We start from the raw sequence: 18987 nt of genomic DNA, 5'->3' as shown, positions 1-18987 counted from the left end.
AATTACAAAATATCTATGTAATATGCATATAGGTTTTTAGCTATTTTTTAGCTTCAACAAGTTCTAATTGATCTAGATTTACATTAGTTGTGAAAATACCATAATTTACAATGGCCTTAGTTTTCTCTATCTTATCGATGCTTCCAATAGATTTTCCATCAATCATACGCACGCGATCACCTAATTTTAAAGTCACTTTTGGTTTTGGAGCCTCAATTGCTTTTTGTTTCGCAATCTTTTTCTTTTGTCGGATTACCTCAACTTTCTTTTCAGCTTCTTCAACCACTTTTTTCTCTTTGGCTTTCTGAACTTTTTTCTGCTTTACAGTAACGCGCTTTCGTTTAGAGTTTTCAATCTGAACCACTTTAAATACTTCGTCTAACATTTCCTTCTTACGTTTATTCTCGAAGTACTTTTCTGAAATATCATTTAGTTTCTGACCTAAATAAATTAATCGCTGATTGCTGTCGTAAAGCTCCTGATAGCTTTCTAGTTTCTTTTGAATTTTAGTGTTAATCTCCTCTAATTTTTCGGCTTCAGAAAGCTTTTTCTGTTCATTAACTTTAAGTGAACGTTCTGTTTTTTCTAATTTATTACGCTCTTTTTGCAGTTTCGCAATAGTGGCATCAAAACGGACTTTACTACCTTCAATTTTCTTTTTTGCTTTGTTAATTAGGCTATATGGAATCCCATTTTTCTGAGCGACTTCAAATGTAAACGAACTTCCTGCTTGGCCTAAGACCAATTTAAAAATAGGCTCTAAAGTCTGATTATTAAATTGCATATTGGCATTCTGCATATATGGCAATTCATTTGCAAGAATCTTTAAGTTGGAGTAGTGGGTGGTAATAATTCCGTAAGCTTCACGCTCGTAGAATTCTTCTAAAAACGACTCTGCAAGTGCGCCTCCCAATTCTGGATCCGAACCAGTTCCGAATTCATCAATTAAAAAGAGGGTTCTGCTATTACATTTTTTAAGGAAATAGTTCATCTGCTTTAAGCGATAACTATAGGTACTTAAATGATTCTCTATAGATTGATTATCTCCAATATCACTTAACACACGTTCGAAAATATACGTTTTACTACGTTCGTGCACAGGAATTAACATCCCACTTTGTAACATAACTTGTAATAATCCTACGGTTTTTAGCGTAATACTTTTTCCTCCGGCATTAGGTCCAGAAATAACAATAATTCTATTTCCTTCGTTTAAAGTAATGGTCTGCGGGTAGGTTTCCTTTCCTTTTTTTGAGTTTGTTAAAAACAGTAAGGGATGATAAGCATCGCGTAAAAACATACTGCGTTCTTCTGTAATTTCAGGAAGAATTGCGTTTAACGATTTTGCATATTGGGCTTTAGCAGCAATTAAATCTATATTAATTAAAAACGTCTGATAGTCTGATAATAACGTAGTATACGGACGAATAAAATTAGTTAGATCTTTAAGGATTTTTACAATTTCTTCTTTTTCCTCAAACTGCAAGTTGTGTAATTCTCTTGTATATCTTAACGTGGCTTCAGGTTCTATAAAAACAATACTACCTGTTTTACTACTTCCCATAATAGACCCTTTAACTTTTCGTCTATACATGGCTTTAACGGCTAAAACTCGCTTGTTTTCTACAACAGATTCTCGAATATCATCTAAATAATCTAAACCTTGGTACATGCTTAAAGCCGAAGTGAAACTTTGATTTATTTGGCCTTTAAGCTTATTCATAACCTGTCTTATCTCATAGAGAAGCGGTGATGCGTTATTCTTTATTTCTCCAAACCGATCTACAATAGTATTTATTTTTTCAATAAGGACTTTTGTAATTTCAATATGTGAAGCACTTTCGTATAAATTAGGATAGTATTCTATAAACTTTTTTAGAAAGACAATGATTTCATTGGTCGCCTGAGAAATTGCAACAATCTTTTTTAAACTATGAACTTCTAAATAGGTGTTTTCAATTTTAAGCAGTTTGAGCTCCTTAATAATATCGTCGAAACCATGATTAGGAATACGGTTGTCGTTATCGTAAGACGACACATATTCATGTGTTAACTGAAGCTCGCGCAAGACGTCTTCTTTATGTTTAAAAGGTGAAATTTCTAGGGCCGCATTGTGTCCTAAGCCAGTGATGCAATATTCACTTACTTGTTCTAATACCGTTTGAAATTCTAAATCTTGTAATGTTTTTTTGTGAATGTTTATCATCCTAAATTTTGAAACTTTTTAAAGACAACAAATTTAAGGAAATAAAAAGGTTAAAGCCTCTAAATGTAGACTGAAATTGTTAATACTATCATGATGAAAATTAGTAGTATTCCAACCAACGGCATCACAAAGCGTAACCATTTGTCGAAACCTATTTTAACGATCGCTAAAGAGGCTAAAATTAAACCTGTCGGATTTATAAGTGCGAATAGTCCCATTCCAAATTGATACGCATTCACAACCAAATCACGCCCAATGCCAACACCATCGGCTAAAGGCGCCATAATTGGCATGGTTAAAACGGCCATTCCTGAAGATGAAGGAATAAAAAATGAAAGTCCGCTGTATATATAAAGCATCGCATTTATAAAAACACCTTTATTCATTCCTTCTGTTAACGAACTGGCGTAAAACAAAAGGGAATCACTAATTAAACCATCTTCCATTAAAACCGTAACCCCACGAGCTATACCAATAATAAAAGCTACACCAAGTAAATCGTTCGCGCCTTTTATAAAAGTATCTACAAATGTCGCTTCTTTAATTCTCGCAATAACACCAATTAATATAGCGCCCACTAAAAATACAGTGGTCATTTCTAAAAACCACCAATCCAGTTGAGATACGCCATAAATCATAACCACGAAGCATAAGGAAAATACGATTAATATTAGTTTGTATTTAGTGGTAAGCCTTGTAGCGGTATCTAAATTTGTTAACGGAAATCGGACTTCAATATCTTGTTTTTGGTCGAAAATTATAGACTTAGACGGATTATTTTTTACACGTTGTGCATACCTAATAATGTATATTAAACAGATGATTAATCCTAAAACAAACACGATCAGGCGTGTTGTTAAACCAGTTGTCCAATTAATTCCAGCGGCATCTGAAGCTATTATTGTACAAAACGGATTCACTGTAGATGCCAAAGTACCAATACACGAACCTACATATATAGAGGCTAAGGCAACCATGGCATCGTATTTAGCAGCGAGAAAAACAGGAATAAGAATAGGATAGAAGGCTATAGTTTCTTCTGCGAGACCAAATGTTGTACCGCCAATAGCAATTAAAAATGTAATTACTATAATTAAAATATATTCTCGACCCTGTAGAGATTTTGCTAGTGACGAGATTCCAGCTTCAAAAGCACCACTAAAATTCATAATGCCAATAAAGCCTCCAATAATCAATACAAATAGAATAACGTCTATAGCCTCCATAATACCTTTAATAGGCGACTGTATAAACGCCATTACACCTTGCGGTTGGGCATCTAAAGTATGGTATGTATTAGGAATTCCTATAGGTTTCCAAATATCACCATTTGTAAATTTTTCGATGGGTATTTTAATATCGAAGTGCTCTAAGGTTTCTTGAGTTGCTGGAAGCACTATAGTCTCCGATTTTTTTTCTTGAGTAAAGGTATTAGAATCGGAGTTGTATGTTAATCTATCGTATTTTCCCGCTGGAATAATATAAGTTAATAAGGCTACTACACCAGCAATTATTAGTAAAACAGTTAGTGCTGTTGGGAATTTAATGGCTTTTAGTGAAGACATTTTTTTCGAATTTTATAAGCCGAAAGATAATACTATTTTTAAATTTGAACTTTCAAACCCCTGTATAAATGTCTAAAAACATAAATCCCGATTGGCGCCCTATTTTAAACTCTGAATTCGAAAAGCCTTATTTTAAAGGTTTATGGAACTTTGTTGAAGAAGAATATAATGTCGCGATTTGCTATCCGCCAAAATCAGAACTATTTAATGCTTTTAATTCATGTGCTTACAACGATTTAAAAGTTGTGATTTTAGGTCAGGATCCGTATCATGGCCAAGGACAAGCAAATGGTTTATGTTTTTCGGTTGCCGACGGCACACCACATCCTCCGTCTTTAAAAAATATTTTTAAGGAAATTGAATCGGATTTAGGGTTGGATTATCCCACAAGTGGAAATTTAGAGCGTTGGGCTAAGCAAGGAGTTTTACTGTTAAATGCTACGCTTACAGTTCGCGAACATGCACCCGCTAGTCATCAAAAACAAGGATGGGAAACCTTTACAGACCGTGTGATCTCTAAAATTAGTGACGAAAAAGAAAATATAGTGTTTTTACTATGGGGAGGTTATGCTAAGAAGAAATCAAAATTGATAGACACTAGGAAGCATTATATTTTAACTTCTGGACATCCTTCTCCATTGAGTGCTAATAGAGGATATTGGTTTGGCAATAAACATTTTAGTAAAACTAACTCCCTGTTGGAGCAAAATAATTTTTCTCAGATTGCTTGGTAGTGGTTTCGCGAATCATTTTTATTTGTTTCTGCTTATCAACTGTATGGTCAGTTAATTTATTACAACTAAAACATAATAATAAAATATTTATGATTAAAAGAACCACTATAATTAATGAAATGGTTAGTAGCATAATTTAGTTTGTTAATCGTAAATAAACTTAATAATTAGTTTTAAAATAACCTAATTATTTACAGTCATAATTGAATAATATGTAATTATATTGACTGTTACGACTTATATTCTTAAATTTTATTAAAACTTTTGAGCTTTTATTACATTTAGAATAAAAACTTGAATGTAAGGTTTCTATTTTAAGTTTAAAATTCTGTTTAGAGTATATGTGATAAGGCGTTCGACAAGTTGTCCTGGATCGCGACTAAATTCTCCCGTTGCACGATTTGCAATAATTGCATTTAGAGATAAGGCGTTATGGCCAAGTAGAGCCGACAAACCATAGATTGCGGCAGTTTCCATTTCAAAATTAACGACTTTTAATCCTTCAAAACTAAAAGAGTGTAACTTATCGTTTAAGTCTTCGTCCTGTATAGATAATCGTAAAACGCGTCCTTGTGGCCCATAGAATCCGCTCGCTGTAGCTGTAACTCCAGAACTGGTTTCTTCCGAGGTAAATAGCGCTTCTAAAGTTTTGCTATTCGTGAACAAGACAGGTAAGGATTTATTTGAATTCCATTGCGTATGTTCGACAAAAGCCGATTCGAAGGCTTTATGTCTAAAGTTTTCAATGTTATAAAAATGAAGCATGCCAGAGAAATCTAATCCGTAGGCGCTAATAGCAAAAGAATCCACTGGAACTTCTTTTTGAAGGGATCCCGAAGTCCCAACGCGAATAATATTTAAACTCGTGATGTCTTTTTTAATGGTACGCGTCTCAAAATCGATGTTAACTAACGCATCTAATTCGTTTAAAACAATATCAATATTATCGCAACCAATACCTGTAGAAACTACACTTATGCGTTTGCCTTTATATAAACCTGTTTCAGTTTTAAACTCACGCTTCTGAATGGAATATTCAACCGAATCAAAATGCTTTGTAATTTTACTAACCCGATCTTGGTCGCCTACTAAAATAATGGTATGCGCAATATGTTCTGGTTTTAAGTTTAAATGATAAACACTTCCGTCTGGATTTAATATTAATTCTGATTCTTTAATCGCCATAATTAACAGAGTTTACTAGCTTGTTTAGCTTTACATTAAAATTGAAATCTTTTTTCTTTACCCCACCATAAACCAAAGTATCTCTAATATCGTTTTCGTAATTAGCTTCAGCATTTAGGGCTTTTTTTCCATCTTCATTCAAGGTTAAACTATGCTCTTCTTCCTTATAAAACATACTTAACCTGTTTATTAAACGCTCGAACTGCATATCTCCATACCCATAAAATCCTTGGAAATTAAGGGCATAACCCATTAAATGATTTCTAGAATGTATGTCTCTGCGATCGATTATTCTAAGGATATTAAGTTCTAATTCGCTCAGGCCGCTCTCGGAATGAGGGAAACGTTGCAGGTGCGCTTTTAAACAATTACTAAGATATTCGAAAGAGGAATGTTTAACAATATAAGGTTTAATAAGGTTGTGATCTTTACCGTTATATAATTGCCAGATGGTACGTGCTAAATCTTTATCGTCTGCCGTTAAGCGCACGCGAGCATCATAATGATCTGTGAGTTGTGATGAACTTAATTCTGCTAATCCTTTAAGTTCGTTAACTCCATGAATACGTCCACTACACACTAAAAATAAAGGTAGATTAATTTTCTTCTGAAGTAGTAAATTAATCACACCTATAAGATTAATATGACAAAACAAATCATACTCGAACCAAAGGATAATTTCAGTATAGTTTTCGATATTATCTAGAACACTAATGTCTTTTCGTACTTTGTCAAAGTCAACTTCGACATCGTAAAACTCCTTCAAAAAATTCATTCGAATATCTAAAAACTTATCCGAATTAATGTGTTCAATAGTTGGTCCTTCGCAAAGCATTTCTTCCCAAGTTAATATTTCGCCTTTAAACTCTAATGCGACTAAATACTTGGTCAGGACGCTTCCGTTAGTGATATGTAATGTTGTGTTTTGATCCATATAATTATCCTCCAACGCGTTTAACATTAAACCCTTTTTCTTTTAAGATGGACATAATTTTATCTCGATAATCACCTTGAATAATTATTTTGTCATCTTTAAAACTACCACCAACACTAAGTTCCTTTTTAAGATCTTTAGCTAATAATTTAAAATCTTCAGTAGCACCGGTATAGCCTTCTAAAATTGTAATAGGTTTCCCTTTTCGTTTTTCATATTTACAAAGAATAGGATCGTCCTGAAGCCATAAGTTCGAATCCTTTTCTTCAGATGCTTGAGGCGTTTCTTCGTGTTCGGGAAATAAGTTTTTTAACTGATCTTTTAAATCCATAAGAACGATACTGTTTTATTTCTTTATTAAACCTAATTCAACTAATCGCTCGTATAAATAGTCTCCAGCTGTAATATCATCAAATTGTTTTGGATGATTATCATCTATACAATTCTCCAACACATTTAGTTTCATATCGCTAATAGGATGCATAAAAAACGGAATAGAATAGCGCGATGTTCCCCATAATTCTTTTGGTGGATTAATCACTCTGTGTATAGTAGATTTTAATTTGTTATTGGTATGTCTAGATAACATATCACCAACATTTATCATAAGCTCATCAGGCTGGGCAATGGCATCTATCCATTCGCCATCATTATTTTGCACCTGTAAACCACGACCTTGCGCACCCATTAAAAGAGTAATTAAATTTATATCGCCATGAGCGGCAGCACGCACAGCGGCTTTAGGCTCGGATGTAATTGGCGGGTAGTGAATAGGTCTTAAAATTGAATTCCCATTCTTAATATAGGCATCAAAGTATGTTTCTTCTAAATCTAAGTAAAGTGCCAAAGCACGAAGTACATATTTAGCCGTTTTTTCCAACATTTTATAAGCTTCCTCGCCCACAGTATTAAACTTAGGAAGTTCTGAAACTATTACGTTTTTAGGATACTCTGCTTCCAGCTTGGCATCGTTTTCTACATACTGACCAAAGTGCCAAAATTCTTTTAAATCGCCTTCTTTTTTGCCTTTGGCATGTTCTTTTCCAAAAGAAGTGTAACCACGCTGACCACCAATACCTTCAATTTCGTACGTATCTTTTTTCTCTTGAGGTAAGTCGAAAAAGTGTTTTATTTCCGAATATAAATCAGTTTCTAATTGCTCGTTTAAAAAATGACCTTTTAAAGCAACAAAACCAATGTCTTCGTATGCTCTTCCAATTTGATCTACAAACTGTTGTTTTTTTATGGGATCGTTAGATATAAAATCTCTTAAATCTACGCTAGGAATGCTATTCATATTTCTGAGTTATATTAGGCTAGATTTACAAATGTACAAAAAACAATGCGAGTTAAATTGAAACAATTTTGAGAAATTCGTAGTTTTTGAGAGATATTTTTGTGATATAATAGATTTAAAGGATTTGACGATAAATATGTAACTATAGTTTTCTTACTATGGTGTCTGTGATTTTCAAGAAGATAATATGAATGAATTGATATATCGTGTTTAATAGTTTGTTATATTTATAACCCACTAACAACTAAATAGATATGAAATTCACTTTTTACTTTTTAGCTTCGCTTTTTTTACTAGGATGTAAATCAGATTACAAAAAAGTTTCAGAACCAAAAATCCAACCTCCAATAGCAAAAATTCAGGCCGAGGAACTAACTGTACACGGAGACACGCGTATTGACAATTACTTTTGGATGCGCTTATCCGACGAACAAAAAAATGCAACTACTCCAGATGCCCAAACTCAAGATGTTATTGATTATCTAAATGCCGAAAACGATTATTTAGATAAGGTGATGGGGCATACAGATTCGCTTCAAACTATTCTATTTGATGAAATAAAGGGACGTATAAAGAAAGACGACGAATCGCTACCTGTGAATCATAATGGGTATTCCTATTATTCAAAGTTTAAGGAAGGAAATGATTATCCGTTGTACTGTCGTTCTAAACTAGGTACGGAAACGGAAGAAGTTATGCTAGACGGACCGGAATTATCTAAAGGTTTAACTTATTTCGGAATGGGAGTTCAAGCGGTTAGCCCAAACAATACATTATTGGCCTATGCTGTAGATACTATTTCTAGGAGACGATATACTGTGCGTTTTAAGAATTTAGAAACAGGTGATATGTTAGATGATGTCTTAGAAAATACCGCTGGTAGCGCAGTATGGGCAAACGATAATAAAACCGTGTTTTACACAACCAAGGATCCAGAAACCTTAAGAAGTAATAAAATATTTAAGCACAAGCTAGGAGATACTCAGGATTTGGATGTTTTAGTTTACGAAGAAAAAGATGACACCTTTAGATGTGCTGTGTTTAAGTCTAAGTCGGAAGCTTTTATATTTATTGGTAGTTTTCAAACCCTTTCTAACGAGTACCAATATATCGATGCGAATGTTCCAGATGGTGAACTAAAAGTGGTTCAGCCAAGAGAAAAGTATTTAGAATATTATGTCGATCATTATGCGAATCATTTTTACATCAGAACAAATAAAGACGGTGCTAAAAACTTTAAAATTGTGGAAACTCCAATACATGCAACAACACAAGAAAATTGGGTCGATGTTATACCACATCGCGACGATGTTCTTTTAGAAGATTTCGATTTGTTTAAAGAATACTTGGTTATTACTGAACGTGAAAACGGTTTGCGAAAACTTAGAATTAGAAATTGGAATGGAAATGAGCACTATTTACCATTTAACGATCCAACATATTTAACATATACCACATCTAATCTAGATTTCGATACCAATGTCTTAAGGTATAACTATTCGTCTTTAACAACACCTAACAGTACATTTGAATATAATATGAAATCAAAAGAGCAGGTATTATTAAAGCAAGAAGAAGTATTAGATTCTAATTTTAATCCAAACCTGTACGCTTCAGAACGTTTGTTTGCGACGGCCACCGATGGTACTAAAATTCCAATTTCTCTGGTGTATAAAAAAGGCATTACCAAATCAGGAAATAATCCTCTGCTTCTATACGGCTATGGCTCGTATGGTTCTATAATAGATGCCAATTTTAATTCGAGCAGATTAAGTCTTTTAGATCGCGGATTTATTTATGCTATTGCTCATGTTCGTGGCGGACAAGAAATGGGAAGAGACTGGTATGAAGATGGTAAGCTGTTAAATAAGAAAAACACATTTACAGATTTTATAGATTGCGCAGAATACCTAGTAGACGCTAATTATACATCTCCCGAACATTTATATGCCGAAGGCGGTAGTGCAGGAGGTTTGCTTATGGGAGCCATTGTAAATATGAAACCTAATTTATGGCACGGAGTTGTGGCCGCTGTGCCATTTGTAGATGTTGTTTCTACCATGTTAGATGAAACCATCCCGTTAACGACATTTGAATTTGATGAATGGGGAAACCCAAAAGATAGTATCTATTACGATTATATAAAGTCCTATTCGCCTTACGATAATGTTGAAGCCAAATCGTATCCCAATATGCTTATAACTACTGGGTATTGGGATAGCCAAGTGCAATATTGGGAACCAGCAAAATGGATAGCAAAATTACGAGCTACAAAAACAGACGACAATTTGTTAATTATGGATTGTAACATGGATGTTGGACATGGTGGTGCCTCAGGTCGTTTTGAACGCTATAAAATACAAGCCTTGAAATACGCCTTTTTACTAGATTTAGAAGGTGAAGCCCATTAAAAGTAGCACATACATAATATATAAGCGCCAGGATTTAAGTTCTGGCGTTTCTATATGTTCTGTAATTTATGAGTTGGATTTAAAATGTAACCATTTCAAACGGTTCTTGATAGTTGCTAAAAAGAGGGTATAATAGAATCGTTAATCTCCACATTGTAATTAAAAGCATAAATAGTTGTGAAAACCCTCCAAATCTTAACAAATTTTAGGAATGATTTTTGCTTACTTTAAAAATTATAAATTATTTTTGAGCTGTATAAATATCCCTATGAAGTATCTTTTTTTATTTATTACTTTTCTGTGCCTCTCAACTACGGCTTGGTCGCAAATAGATTCAAGGCAGGGTAACTCTCTTTTAATACCAGCTATTGAAAGTGAGGAGGGGAAAGCTACAGAAGTAAATAGTTTAGATATAAAACCTTTAGAAGCGCCTTCTTTAAATGAGTCTATTGATTCGGATAAAGTAAATGGTTTAACCGTTACCAAGCATCCGAGTTTAAATGTTAAAGAGGAATTCTCGATGTTTAATAAAAAGAAGTTCGGCAATCCAGCAGAACTTTTTCAAGATAATTTAGATAACCAATTGGTGATGCCGGATTCTGAAGCTGTAAATCCCGATGCAACGGGAAGTTTAGTCGATCAGTACTTTGGGGATTTTAAAACCACCTCAGGAACTGTTAATATAGTGTATAGAGATCATCAGGCATTCGATGGCGACCGCATTATGGTATTGGTAAACGACGATATTATAAAATCTAATGTATTGCTAACAAATGGCTTTAGTGGCTTTACTTTCGAGTTGCAACCTGGACTTAATAAAATCGATTTTCAAGCTCTGAATACTGGAAGTTCTGGGCCTAATACCGCCCAGTTTAAAGTATTAGACGAAGATGGTAACTACATATCAGGAAATACTTGGAACTTAGCTAAAGGGGTTAAAGGGTCTATTATTATAGTAAAGGAGTAATATAATCACTTCAAAAAACACCTCATATTTTTCATTAAAAGATAGGGCTTAACTATTTATTAAAATAGTTTTTTGTCTAGTGTTTATCAAATCCAAATACTTACATTATCTTTGTAAAGAATTGTAATGCGATTAATCGTCCTTTTAAAGACGTTAAGGTGTTCATTTCAATAAACTTAATTCTCAATTTAAAACAAGTAGTAATTTATGGCTAAGTCTCAACAGACGTACAATAAAATCGAAAAAGAAAAAGCACGTCAAAAAAAGCGTGAAGACAAACTAAAGAAAAAAGAAGCTCGTAAAGCTGAGTCTAAAGATTCTCAAGGTATTCAATTTGCCTATGTAGATCAATACGGAAATCTAACAGATACGCCACCAGATCCAGCAGATAAAATTAAAGTTGAAGCAGAAGATATTGTTATCGGAATTCCTAAAAAAGACGATAGTGATATTGAAGAAGTGGATCCAATTCGTAAAGGAAAAGTATCATTTTTTGATAGCTCTAAAGGTTTCGGATTTATTATCGATGCAGAAAATTCAGAAAAATATTTCTGTCACGTAAGTGGTTTAATTGATACTATTATCGAAAATGATAAAGTTCAGTTTGAATTAGAACGTGGTATGAAAGGTATGAATGCAGTTAGAGTTAAGAAAATTTAATCTTAAGTATAATTGCAATAAATTTTGTGATATCATTGTTGATATTCCTAGAAGTTAAATTTAACTTCTGAATATGATTTATAAAAAGACAGCTTTAAAAGGTGTCTTTTAACAATGATGATATTTCATGTTTTATACTAAAATTTACTCGCAGGAAGTTACTTGTTAGTTCTTTTTAGTGTAGAATAAATAAGATTATTTCTTTTCTTCAGATTCCATTTTGGAATCTGAATTGGTTTTAAAGGCAAGCGATTCTATTTATTTGAATGTCAATTTGGCTATTCAATAACTAAAAAGCCATTTTAAGTCTTCTTTTAGTGTAGTGCGTATTAAAGTTCGGTGCAATTTTGCTTATCTTCCGTTTGTATTCGGAATTAGGAATAACAAAATTGCAGTCTTTCTTTAGTATACAATTGATTTTTATTGAAACTTTCTTTTCTCAAACCAACGTCCAGCCAAACTAATGTTTAAAGTTAGCATATGGTAATTCTCTTTAATAAGGCCATCGTAAATTTGACCTTTTTTTCCATAAGAGTAGGCGATATTTAACATGGATACGGTATTGTAACTTACAGGTATTCCTAAACCAAGATTAAGAGAGTAGTTGTTTATCTTTTTATCATTAATTTCTAAGTTCCCACTATCGTAACTTAGTCCTGCGCGATACTGCATTCTGTTTCTAAATTTTAACGGATTCCCATTGGGATCAAATTCTATCCCGAATCCAAAAATATCTTGATCTACAAATGTTCCTAACTGATCGGTTTGGTCGGTGTCTGTCCAATATTTCTTTTTATAATCGAAAGCGACATTCACTTGCTCTAAAAATGTGGTTTGTATACCCACTCCAACTTCTAAGGGTAATTTAAAATCTTCTAAATCTTGTTCTAAACTAATATCACTATCGTACAATTGAGAAATATCTCTATATTGTATACCACTCAAATTAGTTGGTAAATTTACAGTGGCCCCTAAAGTTGTATTTTTTACGGGTTTGTACTGTATTCCGGCTCCAAATTGTAGTCCCGAATAACTGTTGGCGTCATAAATGTCTAATACATTAGTTCCGATATAATTCACTTCGTTTTCAATAATCTGACCGAATAAAACAGAACCCGTTACTCCAAGACTTAAATTGTCTAACACGGCGTAACCGTAATTTAATTTTAAATCGTTTAAACCTCCAGAACCATTAATGTCGCTGTAAAATGAGCTTATAGAACCTTCAATATCCCGTTCCAAATTGGTTAAATTATACCCTACACTAGTATATGGAATAAGCGTCACACTCACTCCTGATTTTTTATTTAAAGGAAAAGCAAATGCAACGTTAGAAAAGTTAGCTATGTTTTTGTATTCTTTAACGCCACCCTCTATTTGAATGCCGTATTCCGATTTTAGTCCCACATCAAAAAAGAATGTGTTTAAAGGGATACTGGACATAGAAGCGGGATTTAAATTATTAATAAACTCCGAAGAACTACCAGCAATTCCTGTGCCTCCTAAACTTATTGTTTTTCCTGTATTTGCTGTGTTAAATGTACCCATTCCATAAAGGGAATAAGGGGAACTCGATAACGAATTAGTCTGAGCAAATGCGGTCGAGACCATTAGACTTAAAGTTGCTGTAAATAAATTTATCTTAATACTCATTATATAGGGCGTAGTTTAATTCTAAAAATGTTTTCAAATTGTTTTCTTCGGAATCTTCTCCTTCCAAAATATAACGGTCTACAGAATCTGTAAATCCTTGAGATGTGATGCCTAAGAAAAGATTTGACGCATTGGTGGCGTTCAATTTTAAATCAAGAAAATATTTTAAAGAAATGACGTATGTTGTGTAATTAGAATCGAATTCATCTGTTAATTTTCGGCCGTAAACTATACTTCCTGTATAATCTGTTAAGGTGGTGACGATCTCAGATTTCTGATCGATGATATAGACATTTAAAGAATCTCGGGTAGATAGATTATCTGTATTTGAATTCTTTTTAAGCGATATCTTTAAATTGGCATCCATTATAGAACCCGAACCGTTAAGCGTATTAATACGTTCTATAAAAGGAATATCTATTTTGGTAGCTAACCCACTACCAGCTTGAATAAAATTTAAATTATCTGCAAGCGTACTCGGTAGTTCGTCGGTTTGTTCTTGTAAAGTGTTAAACACTGTTGTCCCGTAATCTGAAGTCATGTTGTTAAAGCTATTATCGGTGTCTATAGCGATGTCGTAATACCCTTCTTCGGTGTCATCTTCATTAGCAATAGAATAATATAATCTTAGTTTTGATGACGTTCCAATTCCTATTACAGCAGTATTTGCATCATCGGCTTCAATCATAATACCTTTATATTTATCTAGAAATTCGGTGCTACTATTAATTTCGTTGTCTTGAATGTCTTCAAATATTTGCTTACCATAATCTGAATTTAAAGTAAAATGAATGGAGTCTTCGCGTATGGGCGTCGGACTAAACTGCACACTTCCAATAGAAGTGGGATCCGTTTTAAAGGTGGCTGTGTTATAAAAGTAGTCTTCATCCGGTGTTATGGTTTCTAGTACTTCATAAACATTAAATTTTTGTGTCGGTATAGTATCGTTATAATAGTAATCTGTGTAATCTAATAAGAGTGCTACAGAGTCGTAAACGGCATCAGAGTCTATATAGAGCGAAGAGCTATTAAGCTGAATGTATGGTGTGGTTTTTACATGTCCAAAAGTAGGATCGGTATAACCACCTATTAAATAACGACTAGGTGTTGTTACAATAATCGAGTCGAATTTATAGGTAGATGTATTTACTGTAAAGGTATCTATGTAGAATACTTTTGTTCCATTATCTATCCAATCTTCTCCAATTACAGATGTGGTGTCAGAATCGCATGCTTGTAAAAGCATCATAAAACAACAGGCTCCAAGGAGTGTTCTAAAAAATATTGAGTTCATATGTAATTTTTAATATTAAGCGAACTTAAACGGTAAGCCTTTACTTTTAAAAAGAGATATACCAAATACACATTTACATCTTCAAACACCTTAAAATTCTCGATGTCTTTCATAAATCGTATTCATCGATTAAGAAAATGGGTTGGTATAGACAAATTCCTAACCTATCTACTTTATTTTCTAAAACTATAGTAAGCTTGTAGTTTTGGACTTGTTATTTAAAACATGCTGGCATATAATAAAACAGCAATTAAATTTATAAATGAATCTAAATATGAGTACAAATTCTACAAGAGTATTAATGTTGTGTGTATTAACATTAAGTCTGTTTAACTGTTCTAGCGACGATGATGGTGGCGACAGAGGAAACTGGAAACAACGTTCTGTTTTCGATGGTGTACCAAGAAGTAATGTTGTTGGTTTTGTTTTAGACAATATGGGGTATATGGGGACTGGTTACGATGGAGATGATTATTTGAATGATTTTTGGGAATATAATATAGACGGCGATTATTGGGTACAAAAAGCCGATTTCCCTGGTACAGAAAGAAGTTCTGCTTCTGGTTTTGCAGTTAATGGAAATGGTTATTTAGGTATCGGTTATGATGGAACGAATGAATTAAGTGATTTCTGGGAGTATAATAATGATACCAATCAATGGACGCAGAAAGCAGATTTTATTGGCGGACCAAGACGTGCGGCTATAGGATTTTCTGGAAATAATATGGGTTTTATCGGAACCGGATATGATGGTGATAACGATTTAAAGGATTTCTATAAATATAATCCAACAACCGATGAATGGTCTGAACTTGTTGGTTTTGGAGGAGAAAAACGTCGTTTTGCAACGTCTTTTAGTATAGGAGATAAAGTATACATCGGAACAGGTGTTAGTAACGGCTTGTATAAATCTGATTTCTGGGAATTTGATCCCGCTACAGAAGTGTTTAATAGATTAAATGATTTAGACGAAGAAGACGATTATAATATTACACGATCTAATGCTGTTGGATTTAGCATGGACGGATTAGGATATATCGTAACAGGTTATAATGGTGGTGTTTTAGGGTCTACATGGGAGTATAATCCAGGAACAGATTCTTGGGATGATATCACAAGTTTAGAGGCTTACACACGCCAAGATGCCTTAGGATTTTCTGACGGTAGTAGAGCATTTGTTCTTTTAGGACGAAGCGGTAGTTTGTATTTAGATGATAATTACGAGTTGTTTCCACAGGAAGATTATGATGATGAAGATTAATTTGTTGTCAATCAAATAAAATTACCCTTTAAATTAAATAATAGTTGTTTGTTTTTTTAATTAAATCCCCGGGTGTAATGCTGTATATCTGGGGATTATTTTGTTTACTTTATGAAGAATATATTAAAATTATTTTTAGTTTTCGGATCTATAGTGTTAATATGCGTAGTGGTATTTCAATTGAATAGCAATTCGGGTTATAATGTACATGTGTATAAAGTAAATACGGGGTATGGTTACGAGATTAGTATGGATAGTAAACTGTTAATAAAACAAGATCATGTTCCTGCAATTGCTGCACAACATACATTTTGTAATTCCGACGATGCTCTAAAAATCGCTAACTTGGTAGTTCGTAAACTGGAAAACAAGGAAAACCCTAGAATCACGAAAGCAGAATTAGATAAACATGCGATAGCACTAAACTGTTTAAATTAATAACAAATTAATAATGACTAAAAAAACACAACTTTTTAGAATTTTAAAAAAGGAAGGCTTTATACATCTCGTAATATGGGCTGTTTTTTTGTTTGTGTTTTTCCTCCAGGTGTATTTTAATACCGGAAGAATACCTAAAGCTTTCCTTAATTTCTTAATTGTTGGTATTTTTAGTTTCTATATTAATTATCTAATTTTAGTTCCATACTTTTTACTTAAAAAGAAGAATGTAAATTACTTTATAGCTGTTATTGGTTTAATTGTTTTATGTGTTGTTTTGGTTGAATTTGTTTTTCCTAAACCAGAAATAATTCATCGTTTACCACCACCACAAAACGATATGAACGACCCTGGCGAACGTCCTAGTTTTAGAGGTATTCGTATTGGATTTCCGTTGTTTTTTAATATCATTTTAATTCTTATAGGAACCGCTATTAAAATGTATTTAGAATGGGATAAAAACATTCAACATCAAAAAGAAGTGGAGTCTCAAAAATCGTCTGCCGAGCTTCATTTTCTTAAAAATCAGTTGAGTCCACATTTTTTATTCAATTCCTTAAATAGTATTTATTCGTTAACCAGTAAAAAATCTAATGATGCTCCAGAAGCTGTAATCATGCTTTCTGAGCTCATGCGATATATGCTGTACCAAGCAGATAATGAATTTGTAATGTTAAATGACGAATTAGATTATATTCAGAATTATTTAAAATTACAGCGTCTTAGGATTGCCAATAATCGCGACGTCACCTTACTGATTAGAGGAGGTATTTCACAACAAAAAATAAGACCTTTATTATTGATTGCATTTATTGAAAATGCATTTAAATACGGTACAGACTTTAAAGGAAACACATTGGTACGCATTGAAATTATAGTCAATGCTAACGAACTTAATTTCAAATGTGTTAATTTAATAGGTAACAGAAAACAAGATCCTGAAAATTCGGGTATAGGCTTGCAAAACACTAAGGATCGTTTACAGTTATTGTACCCAAACTTGCATACGCTTAAAATAGATACAGTAGACAATCAATATATCGTAAATTTAAACCTAAATCTTTCCGTATGAAATGTATCATTATAGATGACGAGCCTTTAGCTATAGATGTAGTCGAATCGTACTTAAAACAAATGGGAGGGATGGATATTGTAGCGAAATGTACTAATCCGTTAGAAGCGATTACGCTACTCAATAAACACAGTGTAGATTTAGTGTTTTTAGATATAGAAATGCCTAATTTAAGTGGTATTGATTTAGTGAAATCTATAGAAAACTTACCTCAATTTATATTTACAACAGCCTATCCGCAATATGCATTAGACGGTTTTAATTTAAATGCCACAGATTATTTAGTCAAACCCATCCCGTTTCACAGATTTATAAAAGCTGTAACGCGAGCAAAAGAAAAATACGAATTGGAACACTTACAACCTGCAAGTGGAATGCCAGTACCTATAGGCGCATTTCAGAAACAAGAAAACGATTTTATCTTTGTGAAATCGGAATATGAAAACATTAAAATTAAAACCGAAAACATTATATATGTTCAGGGGTTAAAGGATTACATTAAAATTCATATCGAAGGGACTAATAAAGCTATAATTACTTTATTAAGTTTTAAAGATATGATGGATAAATTACCAGGAAACAATCATTTTATGCGTGTTCATAAATCGTTTATTGTAAATGTAAACTCCATTAAAGCCTTACAAAAGACTAAAATTGTGTTACAAAACGATATGCGTATTCCAATTGGAGAAACGTTTAAAAAGGATGTTTTAGAACGTTTAGGCGTCTAAATTAAGTTCTCTTTTAATATCTAATAATTCCAAAGAATCTCCTGGTTGTAAGTCGTCAAGATAAATTGTTCCAACGCGAACTCGGACTAAACGGAGTGTTGGAAATCCTACTGCCGAAGTCATTTTACGGACTTGTCTAAATTTGCCTTCGTTTAATATAATCGAAACCCAAGAGGTCGGCCCGTGTCTTTCGTCTCTTAATTTTTTCCAGCGTTCGGGTAAATTAGGAACCTCAACTAACTTAAAAGCAGGGCAAGGTTTGGTAGTGTATTTGGTGCCGTTTAATCCTATTTCAACACCATTTTGTAAAGCTTTAATAGCCGCTTCGGTTATGTCGCCATCTACTTGGGCATAGTATTCTTTATCTACTTTCGAGCTGTTTACAAAATCACTCATTTTACCATCGGTAGTGAGTAATAAAAGCCCTTCAGATTTTTCATCTAAACGTCCAATAGACATAGTGCCTTCAGGGAATTCTCCCAACTCACCAAGTAACTTTTTACGATGCTGTTTTTGTCCGTTGTTTATAAACTGACTTAAATAGCCATAAGGTTTATATATTTTAAAGTGTTGATGCAT

Annotated in this window: 17 protein-coding genes; 8 read left to right on the top strand and 9 right to left on the bottom strand. The window is 33.3% G+C overall.

Annotation, left to right across the window (positions count from 1 at the left end):
- Positions 1-40: 40 nt before the first annotated feature.
- Both AC0UBM_RS03895 and AC0UBM_RS03890 read right to left on the bottom strand, forming a co-directional pair.
- On the bottom strand, positions 41-2206 hold the full coding sequence (locus tag AC0UBM_RS03895) for an endonuclease MutS2 (RefSeq protein ID WP_475687718.1): 2166 nt from the start codon (positions 2204-2206) through the stop codon (positions 41-43).
- A 59-nt stretch (positions 2207-2265) separates the two neighbouring features.
- Positions 2266-3771, bottom strand: coding sequence for a YfcC family protein (locus AC0UBM_RS03890; RefSeq protein WP_475687717.1), 1506 nt, complete (start codon positions 3769-3771; stop codon positions 2266-2268).
- A gap of 68 nt (positions 3772-3839) precedes the next feature.
- Here AC0UBM_RS03890 and AC0UBM_RS03885 point away from each other — a divergent pair, with 68 nt between their 5' ends.
- Positions 3840-4505 carry a uracil-DNA glycosylase gene (locus AC0UBM_RS03885; RefSeq protein WP_475687716.1) on the top strand — a complete coding sequence of 222 codons (666 nt, stop codon included), beginning with the start codon at positions 3840-3842 and terminating at the stop codon, positions 4503-4505.
- Positions 4506-4814: 309 nt separating this feature from the next.
- Here AC0UBM_RS03885 and AC0UBM_RS03880 read toward each other — a convergent pair whose 3' ends face one another.
- The 4 genes from AC0UBM_RS03880 to AC0UBM_RS03865 are packed head-to-tail and all read right to left on the bottom strand — an operon-like array spanning position 4815 to position 7921.
- A complete protein-coding gene (locus tag AC0UBM_RS03880; protein WP_475687715.1) occupies positions 4815-5690 on the bottom strand; it encodes a nucleoside phosphorylase in 876 nt (291 codons plus the stop codon).
- The gene (locus AC0UBM_RS03875) at positions 5680-6651 is read right to left on the bottom strand and encodes a DUF1835 domain-containing protein (RefSeq protein WP_475687714.1); all 972 of its coding nucleotides are present in this window, start codon (positions 6649-6651) and stop codon (positions 5680-5682) included. Before AC0UBM_RS03875 ends, AC0UBM_RS03880 begins: the two co-directional genes overlap by 11 nt.
- Positions 6629-6955, bottom strand: a complete 327-nt coding sequence (locus AC0UBM_RS03870; RefSeq protein ID WP_414034447.1) for a translation initiation factor — start codon at positions 6953-6955, stop codon at positions 6629-6631. Before AC0UBM_RS03870 ends, AC0UBM_RS03875 begins: the two co-directional genes overlap by 23 nt.
- A 15-nt stretch (positions 6956-6970) precedes the next feature.
- A complete protein-coding gene (locus AC0UBM_RS03865; protein ID WP_475687713.1) occupies positions 6971-7921 on the bottom strand; it encodes an isopenicillin N synthase family dioxygenase in 951 nt (316 codons plus the stop codon).
- Between the two features lie 254 nt (positions 7922-8175).
- Here AC0UBM_RS03865 and AC0UBM_RS03860 point away from each other — a divergent pair, with 254 nt between their 5' ends.
- The 3 genes from AC0UBM_RS03860 to AC0UBM_RS03850 all read left to right on the top strand — a co-directional run bounded on the left by AC0UBM_RS03860 (position 8176) and on the right by AC0UBM_RS03850 (position 11959).
- Positions 8176-10332 carry a S9 family peptidase gene (locus AC0UBM_RS03860; RefSeq protein ID WP_475687711.1) on the top strand — a complete coding sequence of 719 codons (2157 nt, stop codon included), beginning with the start codon at positions 8176-8178 and terminating at the stop codon, positions 10330-10332.
- A 268-nt stretch (positions 10333-10600) separates the two neighbouring features.
- A complete protein-coding gene (locus AC0UBM_RS03855; protein ID WP_475687710.1) occupies positions 10601-11299 on the top strand; it encodes a hypothetical protein in 699 nt (232 codons plus the stop codon).
- A 207-nt stretch (positions 11300-11506) separates the two neighbouring features.
- A complete protein-coding gene (locus tag AC0UBM_RS03850; protein WP_382381349.1) occupies positions 11507-11959 on the top strand; it encodes a cold-shock protein in 453 nt (150 codons plus the stop codon).
- 420 nt (positions 11960-12379) lie between these two features.
- On the opposite strand, the gene bamG is transcribed toward AC0UBM_RS03850, so the two are convergent.
- Together bamG and AC0UBM_RS03840 are read right to left on the bottom strand one after the other, a co-directional pair.
- A complete protein-coding gene (gene bamG, locus AC0UBM_RS03845) occupies positions 12380-13612 on the bottom strand; it encodes a BamG family beta-barrel-assembly machinery protein (protein ID WP_434035981.1) in 1233 nt (410 codons plus the stop codon).
- The gene (locus AC0UBM_RS03840) at positions 13602-14906 is read right to left on the bottom strand and encodes a DUF4270 family protein (protein ID WP_475687709.1); all 1305 of its coding nucleotides are present in this window, start codon (positions 14904-14906) and stop codon (positions 13602-13604) included. Before AC0UBM_RS03840 ends, bamG begins: the two co-directional genes overlap by 11 nt.
- Positions 14907-15180: 274 nt before the next feature.
- Between AC0UBM_RS03840 and AC0UBM_RS03835 the strand changes: the two genes are divergently transcribed.
- The 4 genes from AC0UBM_RS03835 (at position 15181) to AC0UBM_RS03820 (ending at position 18408) form a co-directional block, all read left to right on the top strand.
- Positions 15181-16167 (top strand): Kelch repeat-containing protein, encoded by a 987-nt coding sequence (locus tag AC0UBM_RS03835; protein ID WP_414034453.1) that lies wholly within the window; start codon positions 15181-15183, stop codon positions 16165-16167.
- Between the two features lie 111 nt (positions 16168-16278).
- Complete coding sequence (locus AC0UBM_RS03830) at positions 16279-16605, top strand: DUF4907 domain-containing protein (protein WP_475687708.1); 327 nt, start codon at positions 16279-16281, stop codon at positions 16603-16605.
- A 13-nt stretch (positions 16606-16618) separates the two neighbouring features.
- A complete protein-coding gene (locus AC0UBM_RS03825) occupies positions 16619-17677 on the top strand; it encodes a sensor histidine kinase (protein WP_475687707.1) in 1059 nt (352 codons plus the stop codon).
- A complete protein-coding gene (locus tag AC0UBM_RS03820; RefSeq protein ID WP_475687706.1) occupies positions 17674-18408 on the top strand; it encodes a LytR/AlgR family response regulator transcription factor in 735 nt (244 codons plus the stop codon). Before AC0UBM_RS03825 ends, AC0UBM_RS03820 begins: the two co-directional genes overlap by 4 nt.
- Here AC0UBM_RS03820 and AC0UBM_RS03815 read toward each other — a convergent pair.
- Positions 18397-18987 carry a pseudouridine synthase gene (locus tag AC0UBM_RS03815; RefSeq protein ID WP_475687904.1) on the bottom strand — a complete coding sequence of 197 codons (591 nt, stop codon included), beginning with the start codon at positions 18985-18987 and terminating at the stop codon, positions 18397-18399. The genes AC0UBM_RS03820 and AC0UBM_RS03815 overlap by 12 nt on opposite strands.

The organism is Formosa sp. F44, from assembly GCF_056238645.1.
Note: the sequence above shows the minus strand (reverse complement) of the source record. Positions and strands in the feature narration are given on the sequence as shown.

What these genes read in the sequence shown, in the direction of transcription:
- AC0UBM_RS03835 (WP_414034453.1), top strand. Translation starts at nt 15,181, where the DNA reads ATGAGTACAAATTCTACAAGAGTATTAATGTTGTGTGTATTAACATTA.
- AC0UBM_RS03820 (WP_475687706.1), top strand. Translation starts at nt 17,674, where the DNA reads ATGAAATGTATCATTATAGATGACGAGCCTTTAGCTATAGATGTAGTC.
- AC0UBM_RS03890 (WP_475687717.1), bottom strand. Translation starts at nt 3,771, where the DNA reads ATGTCTTCACTAAAAGCCATTAAATTCCCAACAGCACTAACTGTTTTA.
- AC0UBM_RS03855 (WP_475687710.1), top strand. Translation starts at nt 10,601, where the DNA reads ATGAAGTATCTTTTTTTATTTATTACTTTTCTGTGCCTCTCAACTACG.
- AC0UBM_RS03895 (WP_475687718.1), bottom strand. Translation starts at nt 2,206, where the DNA reads ATGATAAACATTCACAAAAAAACATTACAAGATTTAGAATTTCAAACG.
- AC0UBM_RS03860 (WP_475687711.1), top strand. Translation starts at nt 8,176, where the DNA reads ATGAAATTCACTTTTTACTTTTTAGCTTCGCTTTTTTTACTAGGATGT.
- AC0UBM_RS03830 (WP_475687708.1), top strand. Translation starts at nt 16,279, where the DNA reads ATGAAGAATATATTAAAATTATTTTTAGTTTTCGGATCTATAGTGTTA.
- AC0UBM_RS03870 (WP_414034447.1), bottom strand. Translation starts at nt 6,955, where the DNA reads ATGGATTTAAAAGATCAGTTAAAAAACTTATTTCCCGAACACGAAGAA.
- AC0UBM_RS03825 (WP_475687707.1), top strand. Translation starts at nt 16,619, where the DNA reads ATGACTAAAAAAACACAACTTTTTAGAATTTTAAAAAAGGAAGGCTTT.
- AC0UBM_RS03850 (WP_382381349.1), top strand. Translation starts at nt 11,507, where the DNA reads ATGGCTAAGTCTCAACAGACGTACAATAAAATCGAAAAAGAAAAAGCA.
- AC0UBM_RS03865 (WP_475687713.1), bottom strand. Translation starts at nt 7,921, where the DNA reads ATGAATAGCATTCCTAGCGTAGATTTAAGAGATTTTATATCTAACGAT.
- AC0UBM_RS03875 (WP_475687714.1), bottom strand. Translation starts at nt 6,651, where the DNA reads ATGTTAAACGCGTTGGAGGATAATTATATGGATCAAAACACAACATTA.
- AC0UBM_RS03880 (WP_475687715.1), bottom strand. Translation starts at nt 5,690, where the DNA reads ATGGCGATTAAAGAATCAGAATTAATATTAAATCCAGACGGAAGTGTT.
- AC0UBM_RS03840 (WP_475687709.1), bottom strand. Translation starts at nt 14,906, where the DNA reads ATGAACTCAATATTTTTTAGAACACTCCTTGGAGCCTGTTGTTTTATG.
- bamG (WP_434035981.1), bottom strand. Translation starts at nt 13,612, where the DNA reads ATGAGTATTAAGATAAATTTATTTACAGCAACTTTAAGTCTAATGGTC.
- AC0UBM_RS03815 (WP_475687904.1), bottom strand. Translation starts at nt 18,987, where the DNA reads ATGCATCAACACTTTAAAATATATAAACCTTATGGCTATTTAAGTCAG.
- AC0UBM_RS03885 (WP_475687716.1), top strand. Translation starts at nt 3,840, where the DNA reads ATGTCTAAAAACATAAATCCCGATTGGCGCCCTATTTTAAACTCTGAA.